At 57.6% G+C, this 24701-nt stretch carries 19 protein-coding genes and 1 pseudogene; 16 read left to right on the top strand and 4 right to left on the bottom strand.

Annotated features, from left to right (window positions below; translation table 11 throughout):
• Positions 1-138: 138 nt before the first annotated feature.
• Entirely contained in the window at positions 139-792 is a 654-nt protein-coding gene (locus tag HMPREF3142_RS16705) for a bactofilin family protein (protein ID WP_008806981.1), read from the bottom strand.
• A 264-nt stretch (positions 793-1056) separates the two neighbouring features.
• Between HMPREF3142_RS16705 and HMPREF3142_RS16700 the strand changes: the two genes are divergently transcribed.
• The 5 genes from HMPREF3142_RS16700 (at position 1057) to gntU (ending at position 6072) form a co-directional block, all read left to right on the top strand.
• Complete coding sequence (locus tag HMPREF3142_RS16700) at positions 1057-2094, top strand: oxidoreductase (protein ID WP_032740283.1); 1038 nt, start codon at positions 1057-1059, stop codon at positions 2092-2094.
• 121 nt (positions 2095-2215) lie between these two features.
• On the top strand, positions 2216-2911 hold the full coding sequence (locus HMPREF3142_RS16695; protein ID WP_002920779.1) for a pirin family protein: 696 nt from the start codon (positions 2216-2218) through the stop codon (positions 2909-2911).
• A gap of 114 nt (positions 2912-3025) precedes the next feature.
• Positions 3026-4021, top strand: coding sequence for a gluconate operon transcriptional repressor GntR (gene gntR, locus HMPREF3142_RS16690; RefSeq protein ID WP_002920777.1), 996 nt, complete (start codon positions 3026-3028; stop codon positions 4019-4021).
• A 180-nt stretch (positions 4022-4201) separates the two neighbouring features.
• Positions 4202-4732 (top strand): gluconokinase, encoded by a 531-nt coding sequence (gene gntK / locus HMPREF3142_RS16685; protein WP_012540395.1) that lies wholly within the window; start codon positions 4202-4204, stop codon positions 4730-4732.
• Positions 4732-6072, top strand: coding sequence for a gluconate transporter (gntU, locus tag HMPREF3142_RS16680; RefSeq protein WP_008806984.1), 1341 nt, complete (start codon positions 4732-4734; stop codon positions 6070-6072). Before gntK ends, gntU begins: the two co-directional genes overlap by 1 nt.
• On the opposite strand, the pseudogene HMPREF3142_RS29905 reads toward gntU, so the two are convergent.
• Positions 6069-6431 (bottom strand): annotated as a pseudogene (locus HMPREF3142_RS29905) (hypothetical protein). The gene gntU and the pseudogene HMPREF3142_RS29905 sit on opposite strands and share 4 nt — an antisense overlap.
• A 103-nt stretch (positions 6432-6534) precedes the next feature.
• On the opposite strand from HMPREF3142_RS29905, the gene asd reads away from it, so the two are divergent.
• The 8 genes from asd (at position 6535) to HMPREF3142_RS16640 (ending at position 18174) form a co-directional block, all read left to right on the top strand.
• Positions 6535-7641, top strand: coding sequence for an aspartate-semialdehyde dehydrogenase (gene asd / locus HMPREF3142_RS16675; protein WP_012540397.1), 1107 nt, complete (start codon positions 6535-6537; stop codon positions 7639-7641).
• A 238-nt stretch (positions 7642-7879) separates the two neighbouring features.
• Positions 7880-10066, top strand: coding sequence for a 1,4-alpha-glucan branching enzyme (gene glgB, locus HMPREF3142_RS16670; protein WP_070612236.1), 2187 nt, complete (start codon positions 7880-7882; stop codon positions 10064-10066).
• The gene (glgX, locus tag HMPREF3142_RS16665; protein ID WP_022066279.1) at positions 10063-12039 is read left to right on the top strand and encodes a glycogen debranching protein GlgX; all 1977 of its coding nucleotides are present in this window, start codon (positions 10063-10065) and stop codon (positions 12037-12039) included. The genes glgB and glgX overlap by 4 nt, the downstream gene beginning before the upstream one ends.
• A gap of 80 nt (positions 12040-12119) precedes the next feature.
• Complete coding sequence (gene glgC / locus HMPREF3142_RS16660; RefSeq protein ID WP_008806989.1) at positions 12120-13415, top strand: glucose-1-phosphate adenylyltransferase; 1296 nt, start codon at positions 12120-12122, stop codon at positions 13413-13415.
• Positions 13415-14848 carry a glycogen synthase GlgA gene (gene glgA, locus HMPREF3142_RS16655; RefSeq protein ID WP_004202133.1) on the top strand — a complete coding sequence of 478 codons (1434 nt, stop codon included), beginning with the start codon at positions 13415-13417 and terminating at the stop codon, positions 14846-14848. The genes glgC and glgA overlap by 1 nt, the downstream gene beginning before the upstream one ends.
• Positions 14849-14865: 17 nt before the next feature.
• Complete coding sequence (glgP, locus tag HMPREF3142_RS16650; RefSeq protein ID WP_070612235.1) at positions 14866-17313, top strand: glycogen phosphorylase; 2448 nt, start codon at positions 14866-14868, stop codon at positions 17311-17313.
• Positions 17314-17527: 214 nt separating this feature from the next.
• Positions 17528-17875: a type II toxin-antitoxin system RelE/ParE family toxin gene (locus HMPREF3142_RS16645; RefSeq protein WP_008806991.1), complete on the top strand. Its 348-nt coding sequence runs from the start codon at positions 17528-17530 to the stop codon at positions 17873-17875.
• Positions 17875-18174 carry a helix-turn-helix domain-containing protein gene (locus HMPREF3142_RS16640; protein ID WP_008806992.1) on the top strand — a complete coding sequence of 100 codons (300 nt, stop codon included), beginning with the start codon at positions 17875-17877 and terminating at the stop codon, positions 18172-18174. Before HMPREF3142_RS16645 ends, HMPREF3142_RS16640 begins: the two co-directional genes overlap by 1 nt.
• A 62-nt stretch (positions 18175-18236) precedes the next feature.
• Here the strand turns inward: HMPREF3142_RS16640 and glpD are convergent, their stop codons facing one another.
• Positions 18237-19745: a glycerol-3-phosphate dehydrogenase gene (gene glpD, locus HMPREF3142_RS16635; protein WP_008806993.1), complete on the bottom strand. Its 1509-nt coding sequence runs from the start codon at positions 19743-19745 to the stop codon at positions 18237-18239.
• A 204-nt stretch (positions 19746-19949) separates the two neighbouring features.
• Between glpD and glpE the strand changes: the two genes are divergently transcribed.
• The 3 genes from glpE to HMPREF3142_RS16620 are packed head-to-tail and all read left to right on the top strand — an operon-like array spanning position 19950 to position 21968.
• Positions 19950-20279 carry a thiosulfate sulfurtransferase GlpE gene (gene glpE / locus HMPREF3142_RS16630; RefSeq protein WP_004202138.1) on the top strand — a complete coding sequence of 110 codons (330 nt, stop codon included), beginning with the start codon at positions 19950-19952 and terminating at the stop codon, positions 20277-20279.
• Between the two features lie 50 nt (positions 20280-20329).
• Entirely contained in the window at positions 20330-21160 is an 831-nt protein-coding gene (glpG, locus tag HMPREF3142_RS16625) for a rhomboid family intramembrane serine protease GlpG (RefSeq protein WP_008806994.1), read from the top strand.
• A 49-nt stretch (positions 21161-21209) separates the two neighbouring features.
• A complete protein-coding gene (locus HMPREF3142_RS16620; protein ID WP_008806995.1) occupies positions 21210-21968 on the top strand; it encodes a DeoR/GlpR family transcriptional regulator in 759 nt (252 codons plus the stop codon).
• 15 nt (positions 21969-21983) lie between these two features.
• Here the strand turns inward: HMPREF3142_RS16620 and malT are convergent, their stop codons facing one another.
• Positions 21984-24689 carry an HTH-type transcriptional regulator MalT gene (malT, locus tag HMPREF3142_RS16615; protein ID WP_012967130.1) on the bottom strand — a complete coding sequence of 902 codons (2706 nt, stop codon included), beginning with the start codon at positions 24687-24689 and terminating at the stop codon, positions 21984-21986.
• Positions 24690-24701 lie beyond the last annotated feature (12 nt).

The raw sequence follows: 24701 nt of genomic DNA, 5'->3' as shown, positions 1-24701 counted from the left end.
GACAAGTGCGAATGAGAATGATTATTATTGTCCTGCATTCAGGGAGACCCTTGCGGAAAGCCTGAAAGCACGACATTGCTCACATTGCTTCCAGTATTACTTTAGCCAGCCGGGTGCTGGCTTTTTTTTGCCGCTATTTCAGGCGCTCTGCGGCCTGGCGGGCTCCGCGTCGGCTTTGGATGGCGTGTCTGCTACCAGACCGAGAATATGACTTTTGTTCTCCGCTGCGGCCAGCATTTCAGCGCGACCGCTAAAAACCCCGCCTTTCTTGATCGCCAGCGCGCGATAGGCGAGGGTACCATCCAGATGGCCGTGCTCCTCGATGGTGATGCTATCGCCATGACACTGGCCCTGCACCTTGCCGTCAATAATCAGCTCCCGGCAGCTGATGTTGCCCTCCACCTGGCCTTCACGCATTACCTTAATCAGATGCTCTTTGGCCTCAATGTTGCCGGTCAACTGGCCGTGAATATAGACATGGCCGCTGGCGACGATATTGCCGACGAAATGTACCCCGCTGGCGATGATCGTGGTCTCGTGTTTTTTGCTGGCGACCGCTTCGGGTTCTGGGTTTATTGCCGGAAGTGTGGCTGCTTCTGACGCTTGAGGTTCCGTTTTATTTTTCTTAATAAACATCGCGTTAATCTTGTTCCGTTGGCTATGGAGGAGGAAAGCGACAAGCGCGCAGGCGGCCGCCAGGCGCGCCAGCGCGATGGCATCGACAGACCAGGCGATCAGTCCAAGAAGCCAGAAAAAAAGGGTGCCGTTTATGGCGAAATACTGTTTGTCCATTAGCAGCGGCTGGCTACTCCGTTAGTCATCAGCAACGTCCTGGTTTGCCCTCCACTTATCCGTAGTTTCGCCGTTAGGATCAAGTTTTTTAGCTGGAAAATGGCGAATTAATCACTGGTTAATCAATTAGTTATTAATATTTTCGTATAAGTGATGCTTGAGCTATTTTGCTGGCGAATCTTCCAGGAAAGCGGACAGAGAGGATGAAGTGATGGCCCGGCTTGCGCTATGGTTGAAGGTAGCTCATCAACTAAGGACAGCGTTATGACTCTGCACTGTGCATTTATTGGCTTTGGTAAAAGCACCACCCGCTATCACCTTCCTTACGTTTTGCAACGCAAAGACCGCTGGCAGGTGGCGCACATTTACCGCCGCCGGGCAAAGCCCGAGGAGCAGGCGCCGCAATATTCCCATATCCATTTCACCAGCGATCTTGATGACGTGTTAAACGACCCGCAGGTCAATCTGGTGGTGGTCTGCACCCACGCCGACAGTCATTTCGAATATGCGAAAAAGGCGCTGGAGGCGGGGAAAAACGTGCTGGTGGAAAAGCCGTTCACCCCGACGCTTGAGGAGGCCACAACCCTGTTTTCCCTGGCAAACAGCAAAGGTCTCACGGTGACGCCCTACCAGAATCGCCGTTTCGACTCCTGTTTCCTGACCACCAAAAAGGTGATTGAGAGCGGGAAACTCGGCGAACTGGTGGAGATCGAAAGTCATTTTGATAACTACCGCCCGGTGGCGGAGACCAACCCCGGCGGCCCGCAAAACGGCGAGTTCTATGGCCTTGGCGTACATACCCTGGATCAGATCATTTCGCTGTTCGGCCGTCCGGACCATGTCTCTTACGATCTGCGCTCGCTGCGCAATAAAGCCAACCCGGATGACACCTTTGAGGCCCAACTGTTCTACGGCGATCTGAAGGCCATCGTCAAAACCAGCCACCTGGTGCAGATCGACTACCCGAAATTCATCGTTCACGGCCATAAAGGTTCGTTTGTGAAATACGGCATTGACCAGCAGGAGACCAGCCTGAAGGCCAATATCATGCCGGGCGAGCCGGGTTTTGGCGCGGACGACAGCGTCGGCGAGCTGGTGTACGTCAACGAGGCGGGGGAGACGGTGCGTGAAGCGGTGCCGCTGGAGACCGGCGACTACGGTCGGGTGTACGACGCGCTGTATGAAACTCTCGTCAACGGCCAGCCGAATTACGTCAAGGAATCTGACGTTCTCACCAATATGGAGATCCTGGAGCGCGGCTTTGAACAGCCTTCTCCGGCCACCATCACCCTGGCAAAATAAGCAAAACGGGCTCCTCGACGCTTGTTCATATTTTTTGAACAGAGGAGTCAATTTTCACCCTCTATGATCGACGGCGAAATGGGTCCACACTGACTCCATCGAAAACATACGGGGGTGCAACATGATCTACTTACGCAAAGCGAACGAACGTGGCCACGCTAACCATGGTTGGCTGGATTCCTGGCATACTTTCTCTTTCGCCAACTATTATGACCCGAATTTTATGGGCTTCTCTGCCCTGCGGGTGATTAACGACGACGTCATCGACGCCGGTCAGGGCTTCGGTACCCATCCACACAAAGACATGGAAATCCTGACTTATGTGCTGGAAGGGGCGGTGGAGCACCAGGACAGCATGGGCAACAAAGAGCAGGTGCCGGCAGGCGAGTTCCAGATCATGAGTGCGGGTACCGGGGTACGCCACTCTGAGTACAACCCGAGCAAAACCGATCGTCTGCGTCTGTATCAGATCTGGATTATTCCGGAAGAAACCGGCATTACCCCGCGCTACGAGCAGCGCCGCTTCGACGCCGCCCAGGGCAAACAGCTGGTGTTGTCGCCAGATGCGCGAGATGGCTCGCTGAAGGTGTACCAGGATATGGAACTCTATCGCTGGGCGCTGCTGAAAGATGAGCAGTCGGTTCACCAGATTGCCGCGGAACGCCGCGTGTGGATCCAGGTGGTCAAAGGCGAAGTGACCATCAACGGTACCAAAGCCACCACCAGCGACGGTTTGGCCATCTGGGACGAGCAGGCGATTTCGGTTCATGCCGACAGCGATAGCGAGATCCTGCTGTTCGATCTGCCGCCGGTTTGATAGTTATCTGAGCCAGGTTAAATAAATTGCGCAACCTTCTCCAACATCGGCGAAGGTTGCGCTTTGTCCGTGATAAACTGAGAAAATGTTTCCCCGTTGATCACAGTCAGGACGATGAAAAAGAAAAGACCCGTACTTCAGGATGTAGCCGATCTTGTCGGCGTGACCAAAATGACGGTCAGTCGCTATTTACGCAACCCGGAGCAGGTCTCCGAAGCGCTGCGTGGCAAGATTGCCGTTGCCCTCGATGAACTGGGTTATATTCCCAATCGCGCCCCTGACATTCTCTCCAACGCGACCAGCCGCGCCATCGGCGTGCTGCTGCCGTCGTTAACTAACCAAGTCTTCTCGGAAGTGCTGCGCGGTATCGAAAGCGTCACCGACGCCTTCGGCTATCAAACCATGCTGGCGCACTACGGCTATAAGCCGGAAATGGAAGAGAAACGCCTCGAATCGATGCTCTCCTGGAACATTGACGGCCTGATCCTCACCGAACGCACTCATACGCCTCGCACCCTGAAGATGATTGAAGTCGCCGGCATTCCGGTGGTGGAGCTGATGGACAGCCGGTCGCCGTGCCTCGATATCGCTGTCGGGTTTGATAACTTTGAAGCCGCCCGGCAGATGACCGCAGCGATTATCGCCCGCGGCCACCGCCACGTCGCCTATCTGGGGGCGCGTCTCGATGAACGAACTATCATCAAACAGAAGGGGTACGAGCAGGCGATGCTCGACGCCGGGATGACGCCCTATAGCGTGATGGTGGAGCAGTCTTCGTCCTACTCGTCGGGTATTGAGCTGATGCGTCAGGCGCGCCGCGAATATCCGCAGCTTGACGGTATCTTCTGTACCAACGATGACCTTGCGGTCGGCGCGGCGTTTGAATGCCAGCGTCTGGGGCTGAAGATCCCCGATGATATGGCGATCGCCGGGTTCCACGGCCATGATATCGGCCAGGTGATGGAGCCGCGTCTCGCCAGCGTCCTGACCCCGCGCGAGCGGATGGGACGCATCGGCGCCGAACGGCTGCTGGCGCGCATTCGTGGTGAAGCGATTACCCCTAAGATGTTAGATTTAGGTTTCACATTGTCACCGGGCGGATCAATTTAAACTGACAAGTTTGAAGTAGATCACACATATTCACATCTGGCACGAATGGATATTGCTTCTCCACAGGTCCGGCATGACAATGTTACCGATAACAGTTACCCGTAACAATTAACCGATACGCCGCCTTCGCGCTGGATGAGTCAGCCATGGCGCGGCGTACCTGTCCGGTGGGAGGATGCTTTGAGCACGACTAATCATGATCACCACGTCTATGTTCTGATGGGCGTTTCCGGCAGCGGGAAATCCGCTGTCGCCAGCGAAGTGGCGCATCAACTGCATGCCGCGTTTCTCGACGGCGACTTTCTGCATCCGCGCAGCAACATCACTAAGATGGCCTCCGGTGAGCCACTGAACGATGATGACCGCACGCCGTGGCTGCAGGCGCTGAATGACGCCGCGTTTGCTATGCAGCGTACCAACAAGGTGTCGCTGATCGTCTGCTCGGCGCTGAAGAAGAGCTATCGCGACATTCTGCGCAAGGGCAACCCGAACCTCTCCTTCATCTATCTGAAAGGCGATTTCGACGTGATCGAAAACCGTCTGAAGGCACGCAAAGGACACTTCTTCAAAACCCAAATGTTGGTGACGCAGTTTGAAACGCTGCAGGAACCAGGCGCCGACGAGAGCGATGTGCTTATCGTCGATATCGACCAGCCGCTGGAAGGCGTGGTGGCCAGCACCATCGAGGTGATCAACAAAGGCAGTCACTAGTGAGTACTTTAACGCTTGTTTTAACAGCAGTCGGCTCGGTATTGCTGCTGCTGTTTTTAGTCATGAAAGCGCGGATGCACGCCTTCGTGGCTTTGATGGTGGTTTCTATTGGTGCAGGTCTTTTCTCCGGCATGCCGCTGGATAAAATCGCGGCGACGATGGAGAAAGGGATGGGCGGTACGCTGGGCTTCCTGGCGATCGTCGTCGCGCTCGGCGCGATGTTCGGTAAGATCCTGCATGAAACGGGGGCGGTCGATCAGATTGCCGTCAAGATGCTCAAATCCTTCGGCCACAACCGCGCGCACTATGCGATTGGTCTTGCCGGTCTTATCTGCGCGCTGCCGCTGTTCTTCGAAGTGGCCATTGTCCTGCTGATCAGCGTCGCTTTCTCGATGGCGCGCCATACCGGCACTAACCTCGTGAAGCTGGTGATCCCGCTGTTTGCAGGGGTGGCCGCCGCCGCCGCGTTCCTGCTTCCCGGGCCGGCGCCGATGCTGCTGGCGTCGCAAATGCACGCCGACTTTGGCTGGATGATCCTGATTGGCCTGTGCGCCGCGATCCCGGGGATGATTATCGCCGGTCCGTTGTGGGGTAACTTCATTAGCCGCTACGTTGAGCTGCATATTCCTGACGATATCAGCGAACCGCATCTCGGCGAAGGAAAAATGCCCTCCTTCGGCTTTAGCCTGTCGCTGATCCTGCTGCCGCTGGTGCTGGTGGGTCTAAAAACCATCGCCGCGCGCTTTGTGCCGGTGGGTTCCACTGCCTACGAATGGTTCGAGTTTATCGGCCATCCGTTCACCGCGATCCTGGTTGCCTGCCTGGTCGCGATCTACGGCCTGGCGATGCGCCAGGGGATGGCGAAAGACCGCGTGATGGAGATCTGTGGCCACGCGCTGCAGCCGGCGGGGATTATCCTGCTGGTGATCGGCGCCGGCGGCGTCTTCAAGCAGGTGCTGGTTGACTCCGGCGTCGGCCCGGCGCTCGGCGAAGCGCTGACAGGCCTGGGTCTGCCGATTGCGATTACCTGTTTCGTGTTGGCGGCGGCGGTGCGTATCATTCAGGGCTCTGCCACCGTGGCGTGCCTGACGGCGGTCGGCCTGGTGATGCCGGTGATTGAGCAGCTGAACTACAGCGGCGCGCAGATGGCGGCATTGTCTATCTGTATCGCCGGCGGCTCGATTGTGGTGAGCCACGTGAACGATGCCGGCTTCTGGCTGTTCGGTAAATTTACCGGTGCGACGGAAGCCCAGACGCTGAAAACCTGGACCATGATGGAAACCATCCTGGGTACCACCGGGGCGATTGTCGGTATGATCGCTTTCCAGCTGCTGAGCTAAGCCCGCTCACCTCCCGCTCGCGGGGTATAAAAAGCCAGGGTAACGCTGCTTACCCTGGCTTCTTTGTAATAAGCCGCCCTTTTTCCCCCTTTTCCTTGCCTGCTATTCGCCCTTATTAGCGCTACGACGATACTCGTATCCCTCGTCAGCCCTTGCTGTGCCTGGGTTTGATGCGTTTATTTGGCAAGCGGTAAATCACCTGATTTCGCGCTCAATCCATAATCAGGATCAATAAAATAGCAACGGAAAATATTCCATTGCGCAGGGGATTTCCCCGATAATCGTTGCGTTTTTGACGACGACCAGCGACGGTGGACAATGTGCAGGATAAGTTGCTTTTCTGATTGTTCAGCAATCATTGATTAATTTCACTTGCGACTTTAGCTGCATTTTGTAAGGTGAGGGATAATCCAGTTGGAAACTGGCCAGGCACAAACAGCACACACCTCGCAGGAATACGTTATGAAAAATGTTGGTTTTATCGGCTGGCGCGGAATGGTCGGCTCTGTTCTCATGCAACGCATGGTTGAAGAGCGCGATTTCGACGCCATTCGCCCGGTGTTCTTCTCTACCTCCCAGCTGGGACAGCCAGCGCCGTCATTCGGCGGTAGCACCGGTGGCACGCTTCAGGATGCGTTCGATCTGGACGCGCTGAAGGCACTGGACATTATTGTCACGTGCCAGGGCGGCGATTACACCAACGAGATTTACCCGAAGCTGCGCGAAAGCGGCTGGCAGGGTTACTGGATTGACGCCGCCTCTTCGCTGCGCATGAAGGACGATGCGATCATTATCCTCGACCCGGTTAACCAGGACGTGATCACCGCCGGCCTGAATAATGGCGTCAAAACCTTTGTCGGCGGCAACTGTACCGTTAGCCTGATGCTGATGTCCCTCGGCGGCCTGTTTGCCCAGGACCTGGTGGAGTGGGTCAGCGTGGCAACGTACCAGGCGGCTTCCGGCGGCGGCGCGCGTCATATGCGCGAGCTGCTGAGCCAGATGGGTCAGCTGCACAACCATGTTGCGGCAGAGCTGGCGAATCCGGCTTCCGCCATTCTGGATATCGAGCGCAAAGTGACGTCGCTGACCCGCAGCGGCGAGCTGCCGGTGGATAACTTCGGCGTACCGCTGGCGGGCAGCCTGATCCCGTGGATCGACAAACAGCTGGATAACGGCCAGAGCCGCGAAGAGTGGAAAGGCCAGGCGGAGACCAACAAGATCCTCGCCACCTCGTCCGTTATCCCGGTAGACGGCCTGTGCGTCCGCGTTGGCGCGCTGCGCTGCCACAGCCAGGCGTTCACCATCAAGCTGAAGAAAGATGTGTCTATCCCGACCGTTGAGGAGCTGCTGGCCGCGCACAACCCGTGGGCCAAAGTGGTACCGAACGATCGTGAGATTACCATGCGCGAGCTGACCCCAGCCGCGGTGACGGGCACCCTGACCACCCCGGTCGGACGCCTGCGTAAACTGAATATGGGGCCGGAGTATCTGTCGGCCTTTACCGTTGGCGACCAGCTGTTGTGGGGCGCTGCGGAGCCGCTACGCCGGATGCTTCGCCAGCTGGCGTAAGCGCAGGATGAACAGAAAGGGGGTCTTCAAGCCCCCTTTTTTTTTGCGTAATACAAGGAGTAAACGCGGATGTTAGATTTTTCCCCACGGAGGTAACTCAGCCTTGGCTATGCTTTAAGTAAGGAATTCCTTACCTGAAGGTGGGACGGAGCAGGAGGATGCTGAGAGCACTGCGCCGTTCAGGTCAAAAAAAGTCGCCAGTTACAGGAATGAGCGACACTTACAACAGGATGAAAGCATGTCTAATCATATTGATAGAGACGTGATTAATGCGCTAATCGCCGGTCATTTCGCGGATCCCTTTTCCGTGCTCGGCATGCACCGAACTGACGCCGGGCTGGAAGTACGCGCATTATTACCCGATGCCACCGACGTGTGGGTTATTGAACCGAAAACCGGACGCAAAGTCGGCAAGCTCGAATGCCTCGACTCGCGTGGTTTCTTCAGCGGCGTCCTGCCACGTCGCAAAAACGCCTTTCGCTATCAGCTGGCCGTCACCTGGCACGGGCAGCAGAATCTGATTGATGACCCTTATCGCTTTGGTCCGCTGTTGCAGGATCTTGATGTCTGGCTGCTGTCCGAAGGGACCCACCTGCGCCCTTACGAAACGCTGGGCGCGCACGCTGCCACCATGGACGGCGTCACCGGTACCCGTTTCTCGGTGTGGGCGCCGAATGCCCGCCGCGTGTCGGTGGTGGGGCAGTTTAACTACTGGGATGGCAGACGCCACCCGATGCGATTCCGCAAAGAGTCCGGGATCTGGGAGCTGTTCGTTCCCGGCGCGCATAATGGCCAGCTGTATAAATTCGAACTGATTGACGCCCACGGCCATCTGCGGGTCAAAGCCGACCCTTACGCCTTTGAGTCGCAAATGCGTCCGGAAAGCGCCTCGCTTATCTGCGACCTGCCGCCCAAAGTGGAACAGCCGGCGGACCGCAAAGCGGCGAACCAGTTTGATGCCCCGATCTCTATCTATGAAGTGCATCTCGGCTCCTGGCGCCGTCATACCGATAATAATTTCTGGCTGAGCTACCGCGAGCTGGCCGACCAGCTGGTGCCCTACGCGAAATGGATGGGCTTCACCCATCTCGAACTGCTGCCGGTTAACGAGCACCCGTTCGACGGCAGCTGGGGCTATCAACCCACCGGGCTCTATGCGCCGACCCGCCGTTTCGGCACCCGCGACGATTTCCGTTACTTTATCAACGCCGCGCACGCCGCCGGGCTGAACGTCATTCTTGACTGGGTGCCCGGCCACTTCCCGGCGGATGATTTTGCCCTTGCCTCGTTTGACGGTACTTCGCTGTATGAGCACAGCGATCCACGCGAGGGATATCACCAGGACTGGAATACCCTGATCTACAACTATGGTCGCCGCGAAGTCAGCAACTTCCTCGTCGGTAACGCGCTGTACTGGATCGAGCGCTTCGGTATTGATGCCCTGCGGGTCGACGCGGTGGCCTCAATGATCTATCGCGATTACAGCCGCAAGGCAGGTGAGTGGATCCCCAACGAATACGGCGGCCGGGAAAATCTGGAAGCTATTGAGTTTCTGCGCAGCACCAACCGCATCCTCGGCGAACAGACGCCGGGCGCGGTGACGATGGCGGAAGAGTCCACCGATTTTGCCGGGGTGACCCGTCCGCCAGCCGGCGGCGGCCTCGGTTTCTGGTTCAAATGGAACCTCGGCTGGATGCACGACACCCTGGATTACATGAAGCTCGATCCGGTGCATCGCCGCTACCATCACGACAAAATGACCTTCGGCATGCTCTATAACTACACCGAGAACTTCGTGCTGCCGCTCTCCCACGATGAAGTGGTGCACGGCAAAAAATCGATTCTCGACCGCATGCCGGGGGATGCCTGGCAGAAGTTTGCCAACCTGCGCGCCTACTACGGCTGGCTGTTCGCCTTCCCGGGTAAAAAACTGCTGTTTATGGGCAATGAGTTCGCTCAAGGCCGCGAGTGGAACCACGACGGCAGCCTCGACTGGCATCTGCTGGAGGGCGGCGACAACTGGCACCATGGCGTCCAGCGACTGGTGCGTGACCTGAACCATACCTACCGTCACCATAAAGCGCTGCACGAGCTGGATTTTGACCCCTACGGTTTCGAATGGCTGGTGGTCAACGACCATGAGCGTTCGGTGTTTGTCTTTGTGCGCCGCGACCGGGCCGGGAATGAGATTATCGTCGCCAGCAACTTCACGCCGGTGCCGCGCCATGACTACCGCTTCGGCATTAACCAGCCGGGACGCTGGCGCGAGGCGTTGAATACCGACTCCATGCACTATCACGGCAGCAACCAGGGTAACGGCGGTGTGGTGGAGAGCGACGCGATCGCCAGCCATGGCCGCGAACATTCGCTATCGTTGACCCTGCCTCCGCTGGCGACGATCTGGCTGGTCCGGGAGGCGCAATGACCTCACTTGCGGCAGGCAAACCTGCGCCGTTGGGCGCCAGCTATGACGGCAAGGGCGTGAATTTCGCCCTCTTCTCCGCCCATGCGGAGCGGGTGGAGCTGTGCGTATTCGACGAGCAGGGTAACGAGCAACGCGTCGATCTCCCGGCGCGCAGCGGCGACATCTGGCACGGCTGGCTGGACGCTGCCGGGCCGGGCCTGCGCTACGGCTATCGGGTGCATGGTCCCTGGGACCCGGCGCAGGGGCACCGCTTTAACCCGGCGAAGCTGCTGCTCGATCCCTGCGCGTATCGGGTCGAGGGCGATCTGCCGGATGACGAACGCCTGCATGGTGGAATGTGGGAGCCGGATCATCGCGACAGCGCCGCAATCGCGCCAAAATCGCAAGTGGTGGATCTGCATTACGACTGGCGGGGCGATAAGCCGCCGCGTACCCCGTGGGGGGAAACGGTGATTTATGAAGCGCACGTGAAAGGACTCACCCTGCTGCACCCGCAGCTGCCGGAAGCCATTCGCGGAACTTATAAGGCGCTGGGCCACCCGGTGATGATCGCTTACTTCAAATCGCTGGGCATCAGCGCCCTCGAGCTGTTGCCGGTAGCGCAGTTCGCCAGCGAGCCGCGACTGCAGCGGATGGGCTTGAGCAACTACTGGGGCTACAACCCGCTGGCATGGTTCGCGCTGGATCCGCGCTATGCCAGCGATCCCGCGCGTGCCCTCGATGAGTTTCGTGATGCGGTTAAGGCGCTTCATGCCGCCGGCATCGAGGTGATTCTGGATATCGTGCTCAACCATAGCGCGGAAATTGATCTCGAAGGGCCCACCGTCTCCCTGCGCGGAATCGACAACCGTAGCTATTATTGGGTAAGGGAGGATGGCGATTATCACAACTGGACCGGCTGCGGTAATACGCTCAATCTCAGCCACCCCGGGGTGGTGGAATGGGCGCGCCAGTGTTTGCGCTTCTGGGTGGATGAGTGCCATGTCGACGGCTTTCGCTTCGACCTCGCCTCAGTGATGGGGCGGACGCCGGAATTCCGCCAGGATGCGCCTCTGTTCGAGGCTATCCGCCGCGACAGCGTGCTGTCGCAGGTGAAACTGATTGCGGAACCCTGGGATATCGGCCCGGGCGGCTATCAGGTGGCTAATTTCCCACCGCTGTTCGCCGAATGGAATGACCATTTTCGCGATATTTCCCGTCGTTTCTGGCTGCAGCAAAACGTCTCCCTCGGTGACTTTGCGCAACGCTTCGCGGCCTCCAGCGATCTCTTTGCTCGCGATGGCAAACGGCCATCGGCGACGGTGAACCTGGTGACGGCCCACGATGGCTTCACGCTCCGCGACTGCGTCTGTTTCAATCAGAAACACAATGAGGCAAACGGGGAGGAGAATCGCGATGGGACTAACAATAACTACAGCAACAATCATGGTATAGAGGGATTAGACGCCAATCTTGCGGTGATTGAACGGCGGCGCGCCAGCGTGCATGCGCTATTGACGACGCTGCTGCTGGCTCAGGGGACGCCAATGCTGCTGGCGGGCGATGAGCAGGGCCACAGCCAGCACGGCAACAATAATGCCTACTGCCAGGATAACGCGTTGACCTGGCTGGACTGGCGTCAGGCGAACCCGGGATTAACCGCGTTTACCGCGGCGCTGATCCACCTGCGCCGTCGCATTCCAGCGCTCACCCGCAACCGCTGGTGGCAGGAGGGCGATGGCAATGTCCGCTGGCTTAATCGCAACGCCCAGCCGCTGACTGCCGGGGAGTGGCAGCAGGGCGCAGCGTGTATGCAGATCCAGTTGTCTGATCGCTGGCTGCTCACGCTGAACGCCACCGCAGAGGTGGTCGATATGGTTTTACCTGAGGGGGAATGGCGCGCCGTTCCTCCCTTCGCCGGAGAGGATAATCCGGTCATCATGGCTGTCTGGCATGGGCCCGCGCACGGAGTGTGCGTATTTCAAAGGTCGTAATCCCTGAAGCTTCCGGTTGAACTCGTGGCGGCGGCGCGGCGGGATGAGAAGGAAAGCTGGGGTGTAAAAAGGAGTTAATCATGGTTAGGCTTGAAAAAAACGATCCGCTGATGCTGGCGCGTCAATTACCCATCAAATCCGTGGCGTTGATCCTCGCGGGCGGGCGTGGCACCCGGCTCAAGGATCTCACCATTAAGCGTGCGAAACCTGCCGTTCACTTCGGCGGCAAGTTCCGTATTATCGATTTCGCATTATCTAACTGCATTAACTCAGGGATCCGCCGTATCGGCGTCATCACCCAGTATCAGTCGCACACGCTGGTGCAGCACATCCAGCGCGGCTGGTCGTTCTTCAGCGAAGAGATGAATGAGTTTGTCGATCTGCTGCCAGCCCAGCAGCGCGTGCACGGCGAAAACTGGTATCGCGGCACGGCGGACGCAGTGACGCAGAACCTGGACATCATCCGCCGCTACAAAGCGGAGTACGTGGTGATCCTCGCGGGCGATCATATTTATAAGCAGGATTACTCGCGCATGCTGATTGACCATGTCGAAAAAGGGGCGCGTTGCACCGTGGCCTGCATGCCGGTGCCCATTGAAGAGGCATCCGCCTTCGGCGTCATGGCGGTCGATGAAAACGAAAAAATCATTGAGTTCGTCGAGAAACCCGCTAACCCGCCGGCGATGCCAACCGACCCGACCAAATCACTGGCCAGTATGGGCATTTATATCTTTGACGCCGCCTATCTTTATGAGCTGCTGGAAGAAGACGATCGCAACGAAAACTCCAGCCACGATTTCGGCAAAGATATCATTCCGAAGATCACCGAAGCTGGCATGGCTTATGCACATCCTTTCCCGCTCTCCTGCGTGCAGTCTGACCCGAACGCTGAGCCGTACTGGCGCGATGTGGGAACGCTGGAGGCCTACTGGAAGGCCAACCTCGATCTGGCGTCAGTCACGCCGGAACTGGATATGTACGACCAGAACTGGCCGATCCGCACCCATATGGAATCGCTGCCGCCGGCGAAGTTCGTCCAGGACCGCTCCGGTAGCCACGGCATGACCCTGAACTCGCTGGTTTCCGGCGGCTGCATTATCTCCGGGTCGGTGGTGGTGCAGTCGGTGCTGTTCCCGCGCGTGCGGGTGAACTCATTCTGTAACATTGATTCGGCAGTCTTGTTGCCAGATGTCTGGGTGGGGCGCTCATGCCGCCTGCGTCGCTGCGTGATTGACCGCGCCTGCGTCATCCCGGAAGGTATGGTGATTGGTGAGAACGCGGAAGAGGATGCACGCCGCTTCTATCGCTCAGAGGAAGGTATCGTGCTGGTGACCCGCGACATGCTGCGGAAATTGGGGCACAAACAGGAGCGCTAATGCAGGTCTTACATGTATGTTCTGAGATGTTCCCGCTGTTAAAGACGGGCGGTCTGGCGGACGTCATCGGCGCACTGCCGGCGGCGCAAATTGCGGAGGGTATCGACACCCGCGTGCTGTTGCCGGCGTTTCCCGATATCCGCCGCGGCGTGGTGGATGCCCAGGTGGTAACCCGCCGCGATACCTTCGCCGGGCGGATCACGCTGCTGTACGGCCACTTTAACGGCGTGGGGATCTACCTGATAGATGCCCCGCATCTCTATGACCGGCCGGGGAGCCCATACCACGATACCAACCAGCACGCTTATACCGACAACGTCCTGCGCTTTGCGCTGCTGGGCTGGGTGGGAAGCGAAATGGCCAGCGGACTGGATCCATTCTGGCGCCCGGATGTGGTGCATGCCCATGACTGGCACGCCGGCCTGACGCCGGCCTACCTGGCGGCGCGCGGACGCCCGGCTAAATCGGTCTTTACCGTGCACAACCTGGCCTACCAGGGGATGTTTTACTCCTGGCATATGAATGATATCGAGCTGCCGTGGTCGTTTTACAACATGCATGGCCTCGAGTTTAACGGTCAGATCTCGTTTCTGAAGGCCGGTCTTTACTACGCCGACCATATTACGGCGGTAAGCCCGACCTACGCGCGCGAGATCACCGAACCGCAATACGCCTACGGCATGGAAGGGCTGCTGCGCCAGCGCCATCATGAAGGACGGCTGTCGGGGATCCTCAACGGCGTTGACGACGGTATCTGGAGTCCGCAAAACGATCTGCTGCTGCCGATGCGCTACGATCGCGACACGCTGGAGGAGAAGGCGGAGAACAAGCGTCAGCTGCAGATTGCGATGGGCCTGAAGGTCGATGACAAAGCGCCGCTGTTTGCCGTGGTCAGCCGCCTGACCAGCCAGAAAGGGCTGGATCTGGTGCTCGAAGCGCTGCCGGGTCTGCTTGAGCAGGGCGGCCAGCTGGCGCTGCTGGGCGCCGGCGATCCGGTGCTGCAGGAAGGTTTCCTCGCCGCCGCCGCCGAACATCCGGGCAAAGTGGGGGTGCAGATTGGCTACCATGAGGCCTTCTCCCATCGCATTATGGGCGGCGCCGACGTCATTCTGGTGCCGAGCCGCTTTGAACCGTGCGGCTTAACTCAGCTGTATGGTCTGAAGTACGGCACGCTGCCGCTGGTGCGCCGCACCGGGGGGCTGGCGGACACGGTCTCTGACAGTTCGCTGGAGAACCTTGCCGATGGTCTGGCGACAGGGTTTGTCTTTGAGGACAGCAATGCGCTGTCATTGCTGCGCGCTATCCGTCGCGCCTTTGTTCTCTGGTCGCGCCCGTCGCTCTGGCGCTATGTGCAGCGTCAGGCGATGAATATGGATTTTAGCTGGCAGGTTGCCGCGAACTCCTATCGCGAACTTTATCAACGCTTGATGTAACCACTGGAGTCATTGTTATGAATGTACCCTTTAGCTATGCATCACCGACGCTGAGCGTTGAGGCGTTAAAGCACTCTATTGCCTATAAGCTGATGTTTATCATCGGTAAAGATCCGGCCATCGCCAACAAGCATGAATGGCTTAACGCCACGCTGTTTGCCGTTCGCGATCGCATGGTGGAGCGCTGGCTGCGCTCCAACCGCGCGCAGCTTTCGCAGGAAGTGCGCCAGGTGTACTATCTGTCGATGGAGTTCCTGATTGGCCGTACCCTCTCTAACGCGCTGCTGTCGCTAGGCATTTATGACGATGTGAGCAGCGCACTGGCGGAGATGGGGCTCGATCTGGAAGAGCTGATCGATGAAGAGAATGACCCTGGTCTTGGCAACGGCGGTCTGGGCCGTCTGGCGGCCTGCTTCCTTGATTCCCTGGCGGCGCTGGGCCTGCCGGGACGCGGTTACGGGATCCGCTACGACTACGGGATGTTTAAACAGAATATCGTCGATGGCCGACAAAAAGAGTCCCCTGACTACTGGCTGGAGTACGGTAACCCGTGGGAGTTTGAGCGCCACAACACCCGCTATAAAGTGCGTTTCGGCGGCCGCATTCAGCAGGAAGGGAAGAAAACCCGCTGGATTGAGACGGAAGAGATTATTGCGGAAGCCTACGACCAGATCATCCCCGGCTTTGACACCGACGCCACCAACACGCTGCGTCTGTGGAGCGCGCAGGCCAGTAGCGAAATTAACCTTGGTAAATTCAACCAGGGCGACTACTTCGCTGCGGTAGAGGATAAAAACCACTCCGAAAACGTCTCCCGCGTGCTCTATCCGGATGACTCGACCTACTCCGGACGCGAGCTGCGTCTGCGCCAGGAGTATTTCCTCGTGTCGGCGACGGTACAGGATATTTTGAGCCGCCATTACATGTTGCATAAGACCTTTGACAACCTGGCGGACAAGATTGCCATTCACCTCAATGACACCCACCCGGTGCTGTCAATACCGGAGCTGATGCGCCTGCTTATCGACGAACATAAATTCAGCTGGGACGAGGCGTTCGAGGTGACCTGTCAGGTCTTCTCCTATACCAACCATACGCTGATGAGCGAGGCGCTTGAGACCTGGCCGGTGGATATGCTGGGCAAAATTCTGCCGCGCCATCTGCAGATTATCTTCGAGATTAACGATTACTTCCTCAAGACCCTGCAGGAGCAGTATCCCAATGATACCGCGCTGCTCAGCCGAACCTCGATTATCGACGAGTCCAACGGCCGTCGCGTGCGGATGGCCTGGCTGGCGGTAGTGGTCAGCCACAAGGTCAACGGCGTGTCGGAGCTGCATTCGCGGCTGATGGTGGAGTCGCTGTTTGCCGAATTCGCTAAAATCTTCCCGATGCGCTTTACCAACGTCACCAACGGCGTCACGCCGCGCCGCTGGCTGGCGCTGGCCAACCCGCCCTTGTCGAAAGTGTTGGATGAGCATATCGGCCGCACCTGGCGGACCGATCTGAGCCAGCTTGACGAGCTGAAGCAGCATATCGACTATCCGACGGTCAATCAGGCGGTGCGTCAGGCTAAACTGGAAAACAAACAGCGGCTGGCCAGCTATATTGCGCAGCAGCTTAATGTGGTGGTGAATCCGAAGGCGTTGTTTGATGTGCAGATCAAACGCATCCATGAGTACAAACGCCAGCTGATGAATGTGCTGCACGTCATTACCCGCTATAACCGGATCAAAGCCGATCCGCAGGCGGAGTGGGTGCCGCGAGTGAACATTTTCGCCGGTAAGGCGGCCTCGGCTTACTACATGGCCAAGCATATTATTCACCTGATCAACGATGTGGCCGCGGTGATCAATAACGATCCGCAGATTGGCGACAAGCTGAAGGTGGTCTTTATCCCCAACTACAGCGTCAGCCTGGCGCAGCTGATTATTCCGGCGGCAGACATGTCGGAACAGATCTCCCTCGCAGGCACTGAAGCTTCCGGCACCAGCAATATGAAGTTTGCCCTTAACGGGGCGCTGACTATCGGCACCCTCGATGGGGCGAACGTGGAGATGCAGGAGCACGTGGGCGAAGAGAATATCTTTATCTTCGGCAACACCGCGGAAGAGGTGGAGGAGCTACGTCGCAGCGGCTATAAACCACGCGAATACTACGAGCAGGATGAAGAGCTTCACCAGGCGCTGACGCAGATCGGTACCGGCGTGTTCAGCCCGGCGGAACCGGGGCGCTACCGCGACCTGCTGGATTCGCTGATTAACTTTGGCGACCACTACCAGGTGCTGGCGGACTATCGCAGCTATGTGGACTGTCAGGATCGCGTCGACGAGCTGTATCAACATCCGGAAGAGTGGGCCTATAAGGCGATGCTGAATATTGCCAACATGGGCTACTTCTCCTCTGACCGGACGATCCAGGAGTACGCGAAATATATCTGGCATATCGACCCGGTAAGGCTGTAAGCCAGTCAATGCAACACAACGGGGCCATTTGGCCCCGTTTCTGTCTGTGCGGAGAACGTTTTATTCGGAAAAGTGCCGGGGAGGATTCAGGCTATTGCGGGAATATACTATTGACGTGAATTCGCCAGCAGTACGATAAATGCTCAATAAGTTGACGTTCATAGCCTAATGGCTATAATATGGATGATAGCCTTTAGGCTATGAGGGATCGCCTATGTGGGATGTAGAAACGACGGATACGTTTGATGCCTGGTTCGAATTACAAAGTAGAGCTTTAAAAGAGGATATGTTGGCCACGATGCTCATCTTGTCTGAGTTTGGTCCGCAGCTTGGGCGCCCGTATGTTGATACGGTGAAAGATTCAACGTTTCAGAATATGAAAGAACTCCGGGTTCAGCATCATGGGCTCCCCATCCGCGCCTTTTTTGCTTTTGATCCTCTGCGGAAAGCTATCGTTTTATGTGCGGGCAATAAGGATGGCATGAATGAGAAACGTTTTTACAAAGAGATGATTACTCTGGCTGACAGAGAATTCAGCCAACACCTGACTAAGGAGCGATAATGGCCACGCTAAAAGAACTCATGGCGAAACAGAGTCCTGAAAGCCAGCAGCGTATTGCAGCGAAAGCGGCAGAGATACGCCAGTCTGTCGCTTTAAACTTGCTTCGAGAAGAGTTGCAAATGTCGCAAACAGAGATGGCTGCGGCTATGGGGGTAAAGCAGCCAACGATCGCTAAAATGGAACAGGCTGATAACGATCCGCGGCTTTCGACCCTAAAACGCTACATTGCGGCACTGGGGGGAGAACTCAGTATAAATGTCACGTTGCCGACTGGAAAAAAAGTCTCGTTTAATTTGTGAACAGGTATCCGGGCCAAGCGCAAGCCATAGCCCGGGTATTTCTCTCCTGGCGCCGCGCGATGTCAGGACGCTAACGACAGTTCAGACTTTCCCGCATGCTGCGCCAGCCATTCGCTGATGCGCGCTTGCTGCTCGGCATTCAGCCACATGCCCTGTTTGGTACGACGCCAGATGGCGTCATCCAGGCTGCGCACCCATTCGTGCTCAACCAGATACTTCAGCTCGGCTTCATAAAACTCATGGCCGAAATCTTCCCCCAGATCGCTCAGGGCGCTGGCTTCCTTCAGGATCCACTCGCTATTGCTCCCGTAGGTGCGGGCATAATGGCGGGCCAGTGATTCGCTGATGAACGGGAAGCGACGGCGTAGTTTTGCTGCATAGTCGTCGCGGTCGCCGCCGATATCGCCGCCGGGGAGCACCGCGGTTTTGGTCCATGCCGGGCCGATTCCTTTGTAATAGGGAGTCAGTTTTTCCAGCGCATGCTCGGCCAGCTTGCGATAGGTGGTCAGCTTCCCGCCGAAGACGGAGAGCAGCGGCGCCTGGCCGTTCTCATCGTGAATATCCAGCGTGTAGTCGCGGGTGATCGCCTGCGGCGAATCCGACTCGTCATCACACAGCGGACGGACGCCGGAGTAGGTCCAGACGATATCGTCCCGGCTGAGAGTCTTTTTAAAGTGCGCGTTATAGACGTTCAGCAGGTAATTAATCTCTTTATCATCAATGGCTACCGCTTTCGGATCGCCCTTATACTCGACGTCCGTCGTGCCGATGATGGAGAACTCATCCATCCACGGGATAACAAACACAATACGTTTATCTTCGTTTTGCAGAATATAGGCCTGCTTCTGAGTATGCACTCGCGGCACCACGATGTGGCTGCCCTTGATCAGGCGGATACCGTAAGGCGAGCGCAGATGCATCCCTTCGTCGAAGAACTGTTTGACCCATGGACCGGTGGCATTGACCAGACCGCGCGCCTTCCAGGTAAACTTCTCGCCGCTATCGATATCTTCCGCTTCCACCACCCACAGGCCATTCTCTCGTTTTGCCGAGATGGCGCGAGTGCGGGTCCGCACTTCGCCGCCTTTGCGGACAACCATCTGCGCGTTGGCCAGCACCAGGCGGGCATCGTCGACCCAGCAGTCGGAATATTCGAAACCGCGCACAATTTCCGGCTTAAGTACCGATTCTGCGCCAAAACGCAAGCCGGTGGAGCCCGGCAGGCTGGTGCGTTTGCCCAGATGATCGTACATAAACAAGCCGATACGGATCATCCATGCCGGACGCAGATGCGGACGATGCGGGAGACGAAAGCGCATCGGGAAGGCGATATGCGGAGCCATTTTTAACAGCACTTCACGCTCGGCCAGCGCTTCGCTGACCAGGCGGAACTCATAGTGTTCGAGGTAGCGTAGCCCGCCGTGGATAAGTTTGGAACTGGCGCTGGAGGTAGCGCAGGCGAGATCGCGCGCTTCCAGCATCAGTACGGATAAACCCCGCCCGGCGGCATCTGCCGCGATACCGGCACCGTTGATGCCTCCGCCTATCACAATCAGATCTTTGGTTTCCACGTTCTTACCCTCTCACACTTTCGTTTAAGCTCACAAATGCTCGATATCGCTCACTATAGCAAACAAACGCGCTTTTGGTAACATCAAAAAAACATTTTGGAGTGATGGGTGTAACATATTGGCGTTTCTTTACCGCCTGACGGTACACTACAGGGTAAAATTGGGCCGGCCATCGCCCGTCATGACGAGAAAGAGAAGAGAACCATGGAACAGTTTGAATGTATCAACGTTGAAGAAGCGCACCAGAAGCTGCATCAGCAGACGGCGGTGCTGGTGGATATCCGCGATCCGCAAAGCTATGCGATGGGCCATACGCCGGGCGCGTTTCATCTGACCAACGATACGCTGGGCGCGTTTATGCGTGACCACGACTTTGACACGGCGGTGATGGTGATGTGCTATCACGGCAACAGCAGCAAGGGCGCCGCGCAGTATCTGCTACAGCAGGGGTTTGATAAGGTCTACAGCGTTGATGGCGGGTTCGACGCCTGGCATCGCCATTTCCCGGCGGAAGTGGCGCACGGGACGTTTTAACGGCTGGCAGGTATACTATCCCCCTTTGTGTGGAATAAGCGATTCGCTGCATGTTAATGATTACCTCTTTTGCCAATCCACGGGTGGCCCAGGCGTTTGTCGATTATATGGCGACGCAGGGGATTATCCTGACCATTCAGCAGCACGCCCAGAGCGACGTCTGGCTGGCTGATGAGAGTCAGGCCGGGCGTGTCAGGGCTGAGCTGGCCCGCTTCCTTGAGAACCCGGCGGACCCGCGTTATCTGGCGGCGAGCTGGCAGTCCGGACAGACCAATAGCGGGTTGCGCTATCAGCGCTTTCCTTTCTTTGCCACGCTGCGGCATAACGCCGGCCCGTTCACCTGGGCGATTCTGCTCATCTGCATCGCGGTGTTTATCCTGCAAAATCTGTTGGGCGATCAGCCGGTGATGATTTGGCTGGCCTGGCCCTACGATCCTTCGCTGCAGTTCGAAGCCTGGCGCTATTTCAGCCATGCTTTCATGCATTTCTCGCTGATGCATATTCTCTTCAACCTGCTATGGTGGTGGTATCTCGGCGGCGCGGTGGAAAAACGCATCGGCAGCGGCAAACTGGTGGTGATCACCGTTATCAGCGCCCTGTTGAGCGGCTTCGTGCAGCATCAGTTTAGCGGCCCGTGGTTTGGCGGCTTATCGGGCGTGGTCTATGCGCTGATGGGCTACGTCTGGCTGCGGGGCGAGCGCGATCCGCAGAGCGGTATTTATCTGCAGCGCGGGTTGATACTCTTTTCTTTAGTGTGGTTAATTGCTGGCTGGTTTGACGTTTTCGGCATGGCGATCGCTAACGGCGCGCATGTGGCTGGTCTGGCGACCGGCCTGGCGATGGCGTTTGTTGATACCTTGCATGGGCGAAAACGCGCATAAAGACTTACCGACAGGGGTCGGGTAGGCGACATTTTTCCAGGGATATTTCATGAAACAAACACAACGTCATGACGCGATTATCGAGCTGGTAAAAAAACAGGGTTACGTCAGCACGGAAGAGCTGGTTGAGCAGTTCGCGGTCAGCCCGCAGACCATCCGCCGCGACCTGAATGATTTAGCCGAACAGAAAATGATCCTCCGCCATCACGGCGGCGCGGCGCTGCCCTCCAGCTCGGTGAACACCTCCTGGCACGATCGCAAAGCGACCCAGACGGCGGAAAAAGAGCGTATCGCCCGGCGGGTAGCCAGCGAGATCCCCGACGGGGCGACGCTGTTTATTGATATCGGCACCACGCCGGAAGCGGTGGCGCACGCCCTGCTCGATCACCACGATTTGCGCATTGTCACCAATAACCTGAACGTGGCCAACACGCTGATGGTGAAAGAGGACTTCCGCATTATTCTCGCCGGTGGTGAACTGCGTAGTCGCGACGGTGGGATCATTGGGGAAGCGACCCTGGATTTTATCTCGCAGTTCCGTCTCGACTTCGGCATTCTTGGCATCAGCGGCGTCGACAGCGATGGCTCGCTGCTGGAGTTTGATTATCATGAAGTGCGCACCAAGCGCGCGATCATTGAGAATTCACGCCACGTGATGCTGGTGGTGGATCATACCAAGTTTGGCCGCAATGCGATGGTCAATATGGGTAGTATCAGTATGGTCGATGCGGTCTATACCGACGTGCTGCCGCCGGCGGGCGTGCTGAAGGTCATCACCGATAACAACCTCCAGCTGGAGCTGTGCTAAACGGCAACGGCGTCGTCAGACGCCGTATCCCATCATCTTGAGTAACTGCTGAGCATGCTGCACCGCGTCTTGCCGGTGGGCGACGCCCAGTTTCTGATACAGGTTGCGAATGTGGGTCTTGATGGTGGTAGCCGCCACGTCAAGCTCGCCGGCAATCTGCTCGTTGCTGTAACCGGAATAGATTAAGCCAAGCACCTGCCATTCGCGCTGGGTCAGCGGGCTGGTGCGGATAAGCTCCGGCACCTCCGGGTGATTCAGCAGCCGCTCGACGAACCCTTCGTCAAAGTGGGCGAATTTGTGGCGATGATGCTGGTTGATGTCGCGCAGAATACGCTGGGCGCGGTGTTGCTCCAGCTCCGGCAGAGTGTTCAGCTGGATCAGCTGGCGCAGCTGCTGAGCCATCGCCTCGCCTTCAATCACAAAGTGGTTGATAAAGCCGGTGCGGTTGGCGAGCGTCAGGGCTTCGAGCAAGGCTTTCTGCGCTTCGCTCTTGCGTCCCGCCTGCCAGTACAGCTGGTTGAGCAGCAGCAGGTTGCGGTTGAGATCGCTCATCAAACGCAGCGAACGCGCATTTTCGTTCAGCTCTTCCAGCACCATTTCCGCCGGTTCGAAATCGCCCAGCAGGATCTGCGCCCGGGCAATGTTGCGCCACTGGCTCTGCAGGAAGTGGTTGTTGGCGAATTCCGGCTTCGGCGTCTGGCGCAGCCAGTTGGCCGCCGCGGTTTTATCGCCGGTCATCTGCCAGTAGATCACCCGCACCTTATCGGCGTTGGAGACCCAGTCGCTGTGATAGTGACCGTTACCGAGCAGGTTTTCCAGCCGGTTCAGGTGGCTACGGGCATTATCGAGATCGCCGCGCGCCAGCGAGCACTGGACCATCAGCGCCAGACACTGCAGCTGCTGCTGCGGCTGATAAGTTGAGAGAACGTCCATTCCCTGGCGGGCGCAGGCTTCAGCTTCGTCGAGGCGCGCCCATGCCCATAGCAGCTGAGAACGGATGCGCAGCAGGAACTCATGCATCGGCAACTGCTCAAGGTGCTGTTCACGCACCAGCTGGAAGGCTTTCTCCTGGCTCTCCCAGGCAGCCTGCAGGAAGCCCTGGGCAAAGAGAATTTCACTTTGCTGAATAATGCTCCACAGCGCGTAATGCCACACGTCGTGACGGCGGGCCATCTGTTCGGTCTGCTGCATCACGGCGAGGGATTTGGTCAGTTTCCCCTTGCAATGGAGGACTTCGCCATGCACCGAGGTGGCGACGATGCGGCTGTAATAGTTGGCCAGCGGCAACTCTTCCAGGGCCACCATCGACAGACGTTCCGCTTCGTCCTGGTCGCCGTCGTTAATCGCTACCTGTGCGCGCAGCGCGTTGAAATCGCCATGCATCGCGGTGTCCATTTCCACACTCATCTCCTGCTCGGCGCGCGCCAGCAGGGTGTTGACTTCGCTGTAACGATGCTGGCTCTGCATCAGCCAGGCCTGCAGCAGGATCAGGCGCGGATTTTCCAGCAGATTTGACCAGGGCAGCGCCGACAGCGACTGCTCCAGCAGCCCTAGTTCGCTATGGTTAAACATGCCCCAGGCGTGGTTGAGTAAGATATCGCGCAGCATTTTGGCATCGCCAGCGGCCAGCGCATGATGAATGGCCTCGCTGGGGAACCCTTGCGCCATCCAGCTTTCCGCCGCAGCGCGGTGGATCTCCGGCAGTTCAACCGCCAGCTCCCACTGACAACGCTGGCGCAGGAAGCTGCCAAACAGCGGGTGATAGCGGAACCATTCACCGGAATCATCCATCCGCTGCAGGAATAGCCCCTGGCGTTCGATCTCCTCCAGCTGCATCTGGCCATTCTCTTCGCCGGTGACGCGCACGATTAACGCGTCGTTCATCGAGCGCAGCAGAGAACTCTTCAGCAAAAAGTTACGCGTGCGGGCGTCGACGTTATCCAGTACTTCATCCACCAGATAATCCGACAGATGGCTGGCGTTAATCCCGGCGAGGCGGCGGGCGGAGTGTTGGGCGGAAGAGTTATTCTGGCGGGCGGAGAGGGCGATGAGCTGCAGCGCGGTGGCCCACCCGGCGACATCGTCGCACAGCCGGCTGCTGTCGTCGGCTTCGATTGGCGACGTCAGACGGCAGTCGAAAAATTGTTTCGCTTCCTGGTGGGTAAAGGCCAGCTGCTGGCTGCCAATCTCCAGAAGCTGATCGCGGACGCGCAGGTTGGCAATGCCCAGCTGCGGCAGGTTACGCGACAGCACCACCAGGGTCATATTCTCCGGCTGATGGCGCAGGAAAAAGCGCATCGCGTCATGGATCACCGGATTATTGATCAGGTGATAATCATCAATGACGAGGTACAGCGGGCGCTGCCAGTCGGCGAGTTCAATAAACAGCTGCGCAAAAAGAGAGGAGAGGCTGGCGTACTGGCGCTTTTGCACCATCGCTTCACTGGCCCCGCAGTGGTTGCCGGTGGCCTGCTGGATCGCCGCGATCAGATAGCTGGCAAAACGCTCCTGCTGATTGTCGCCTTCGTCCAGCGAAAACCACCCGAGATCGTTTTTACCCGCGGCCCACTGAGAAATGAGCGTTGTTTTACCGTACCCGGCAGGGCTGGTGATCAGCACGAGACGATAATTGTTCGCGCCGGAAAGTTTCGCCAGTAAACGCTCACGAACCACAGTGTGTTCAAGGCGGACCGGACGACTTAATTTGGACGGAATCAACATAGTTCTACATTT

Source organism: Klebsiella sp. HMSC16C06 (genome assembly GCF_001808325.1).
Classification (GTDB): domain Bacteria; phylum Pseudomonadota; class Gammaproteobacteria; order Enterobacterales; family Enterobacteriaceae; genus Klebsiella; species Klebsiella variicola.
This window is presented reverse-complemented; position numbering and strand designations above follow the sequence as displayed.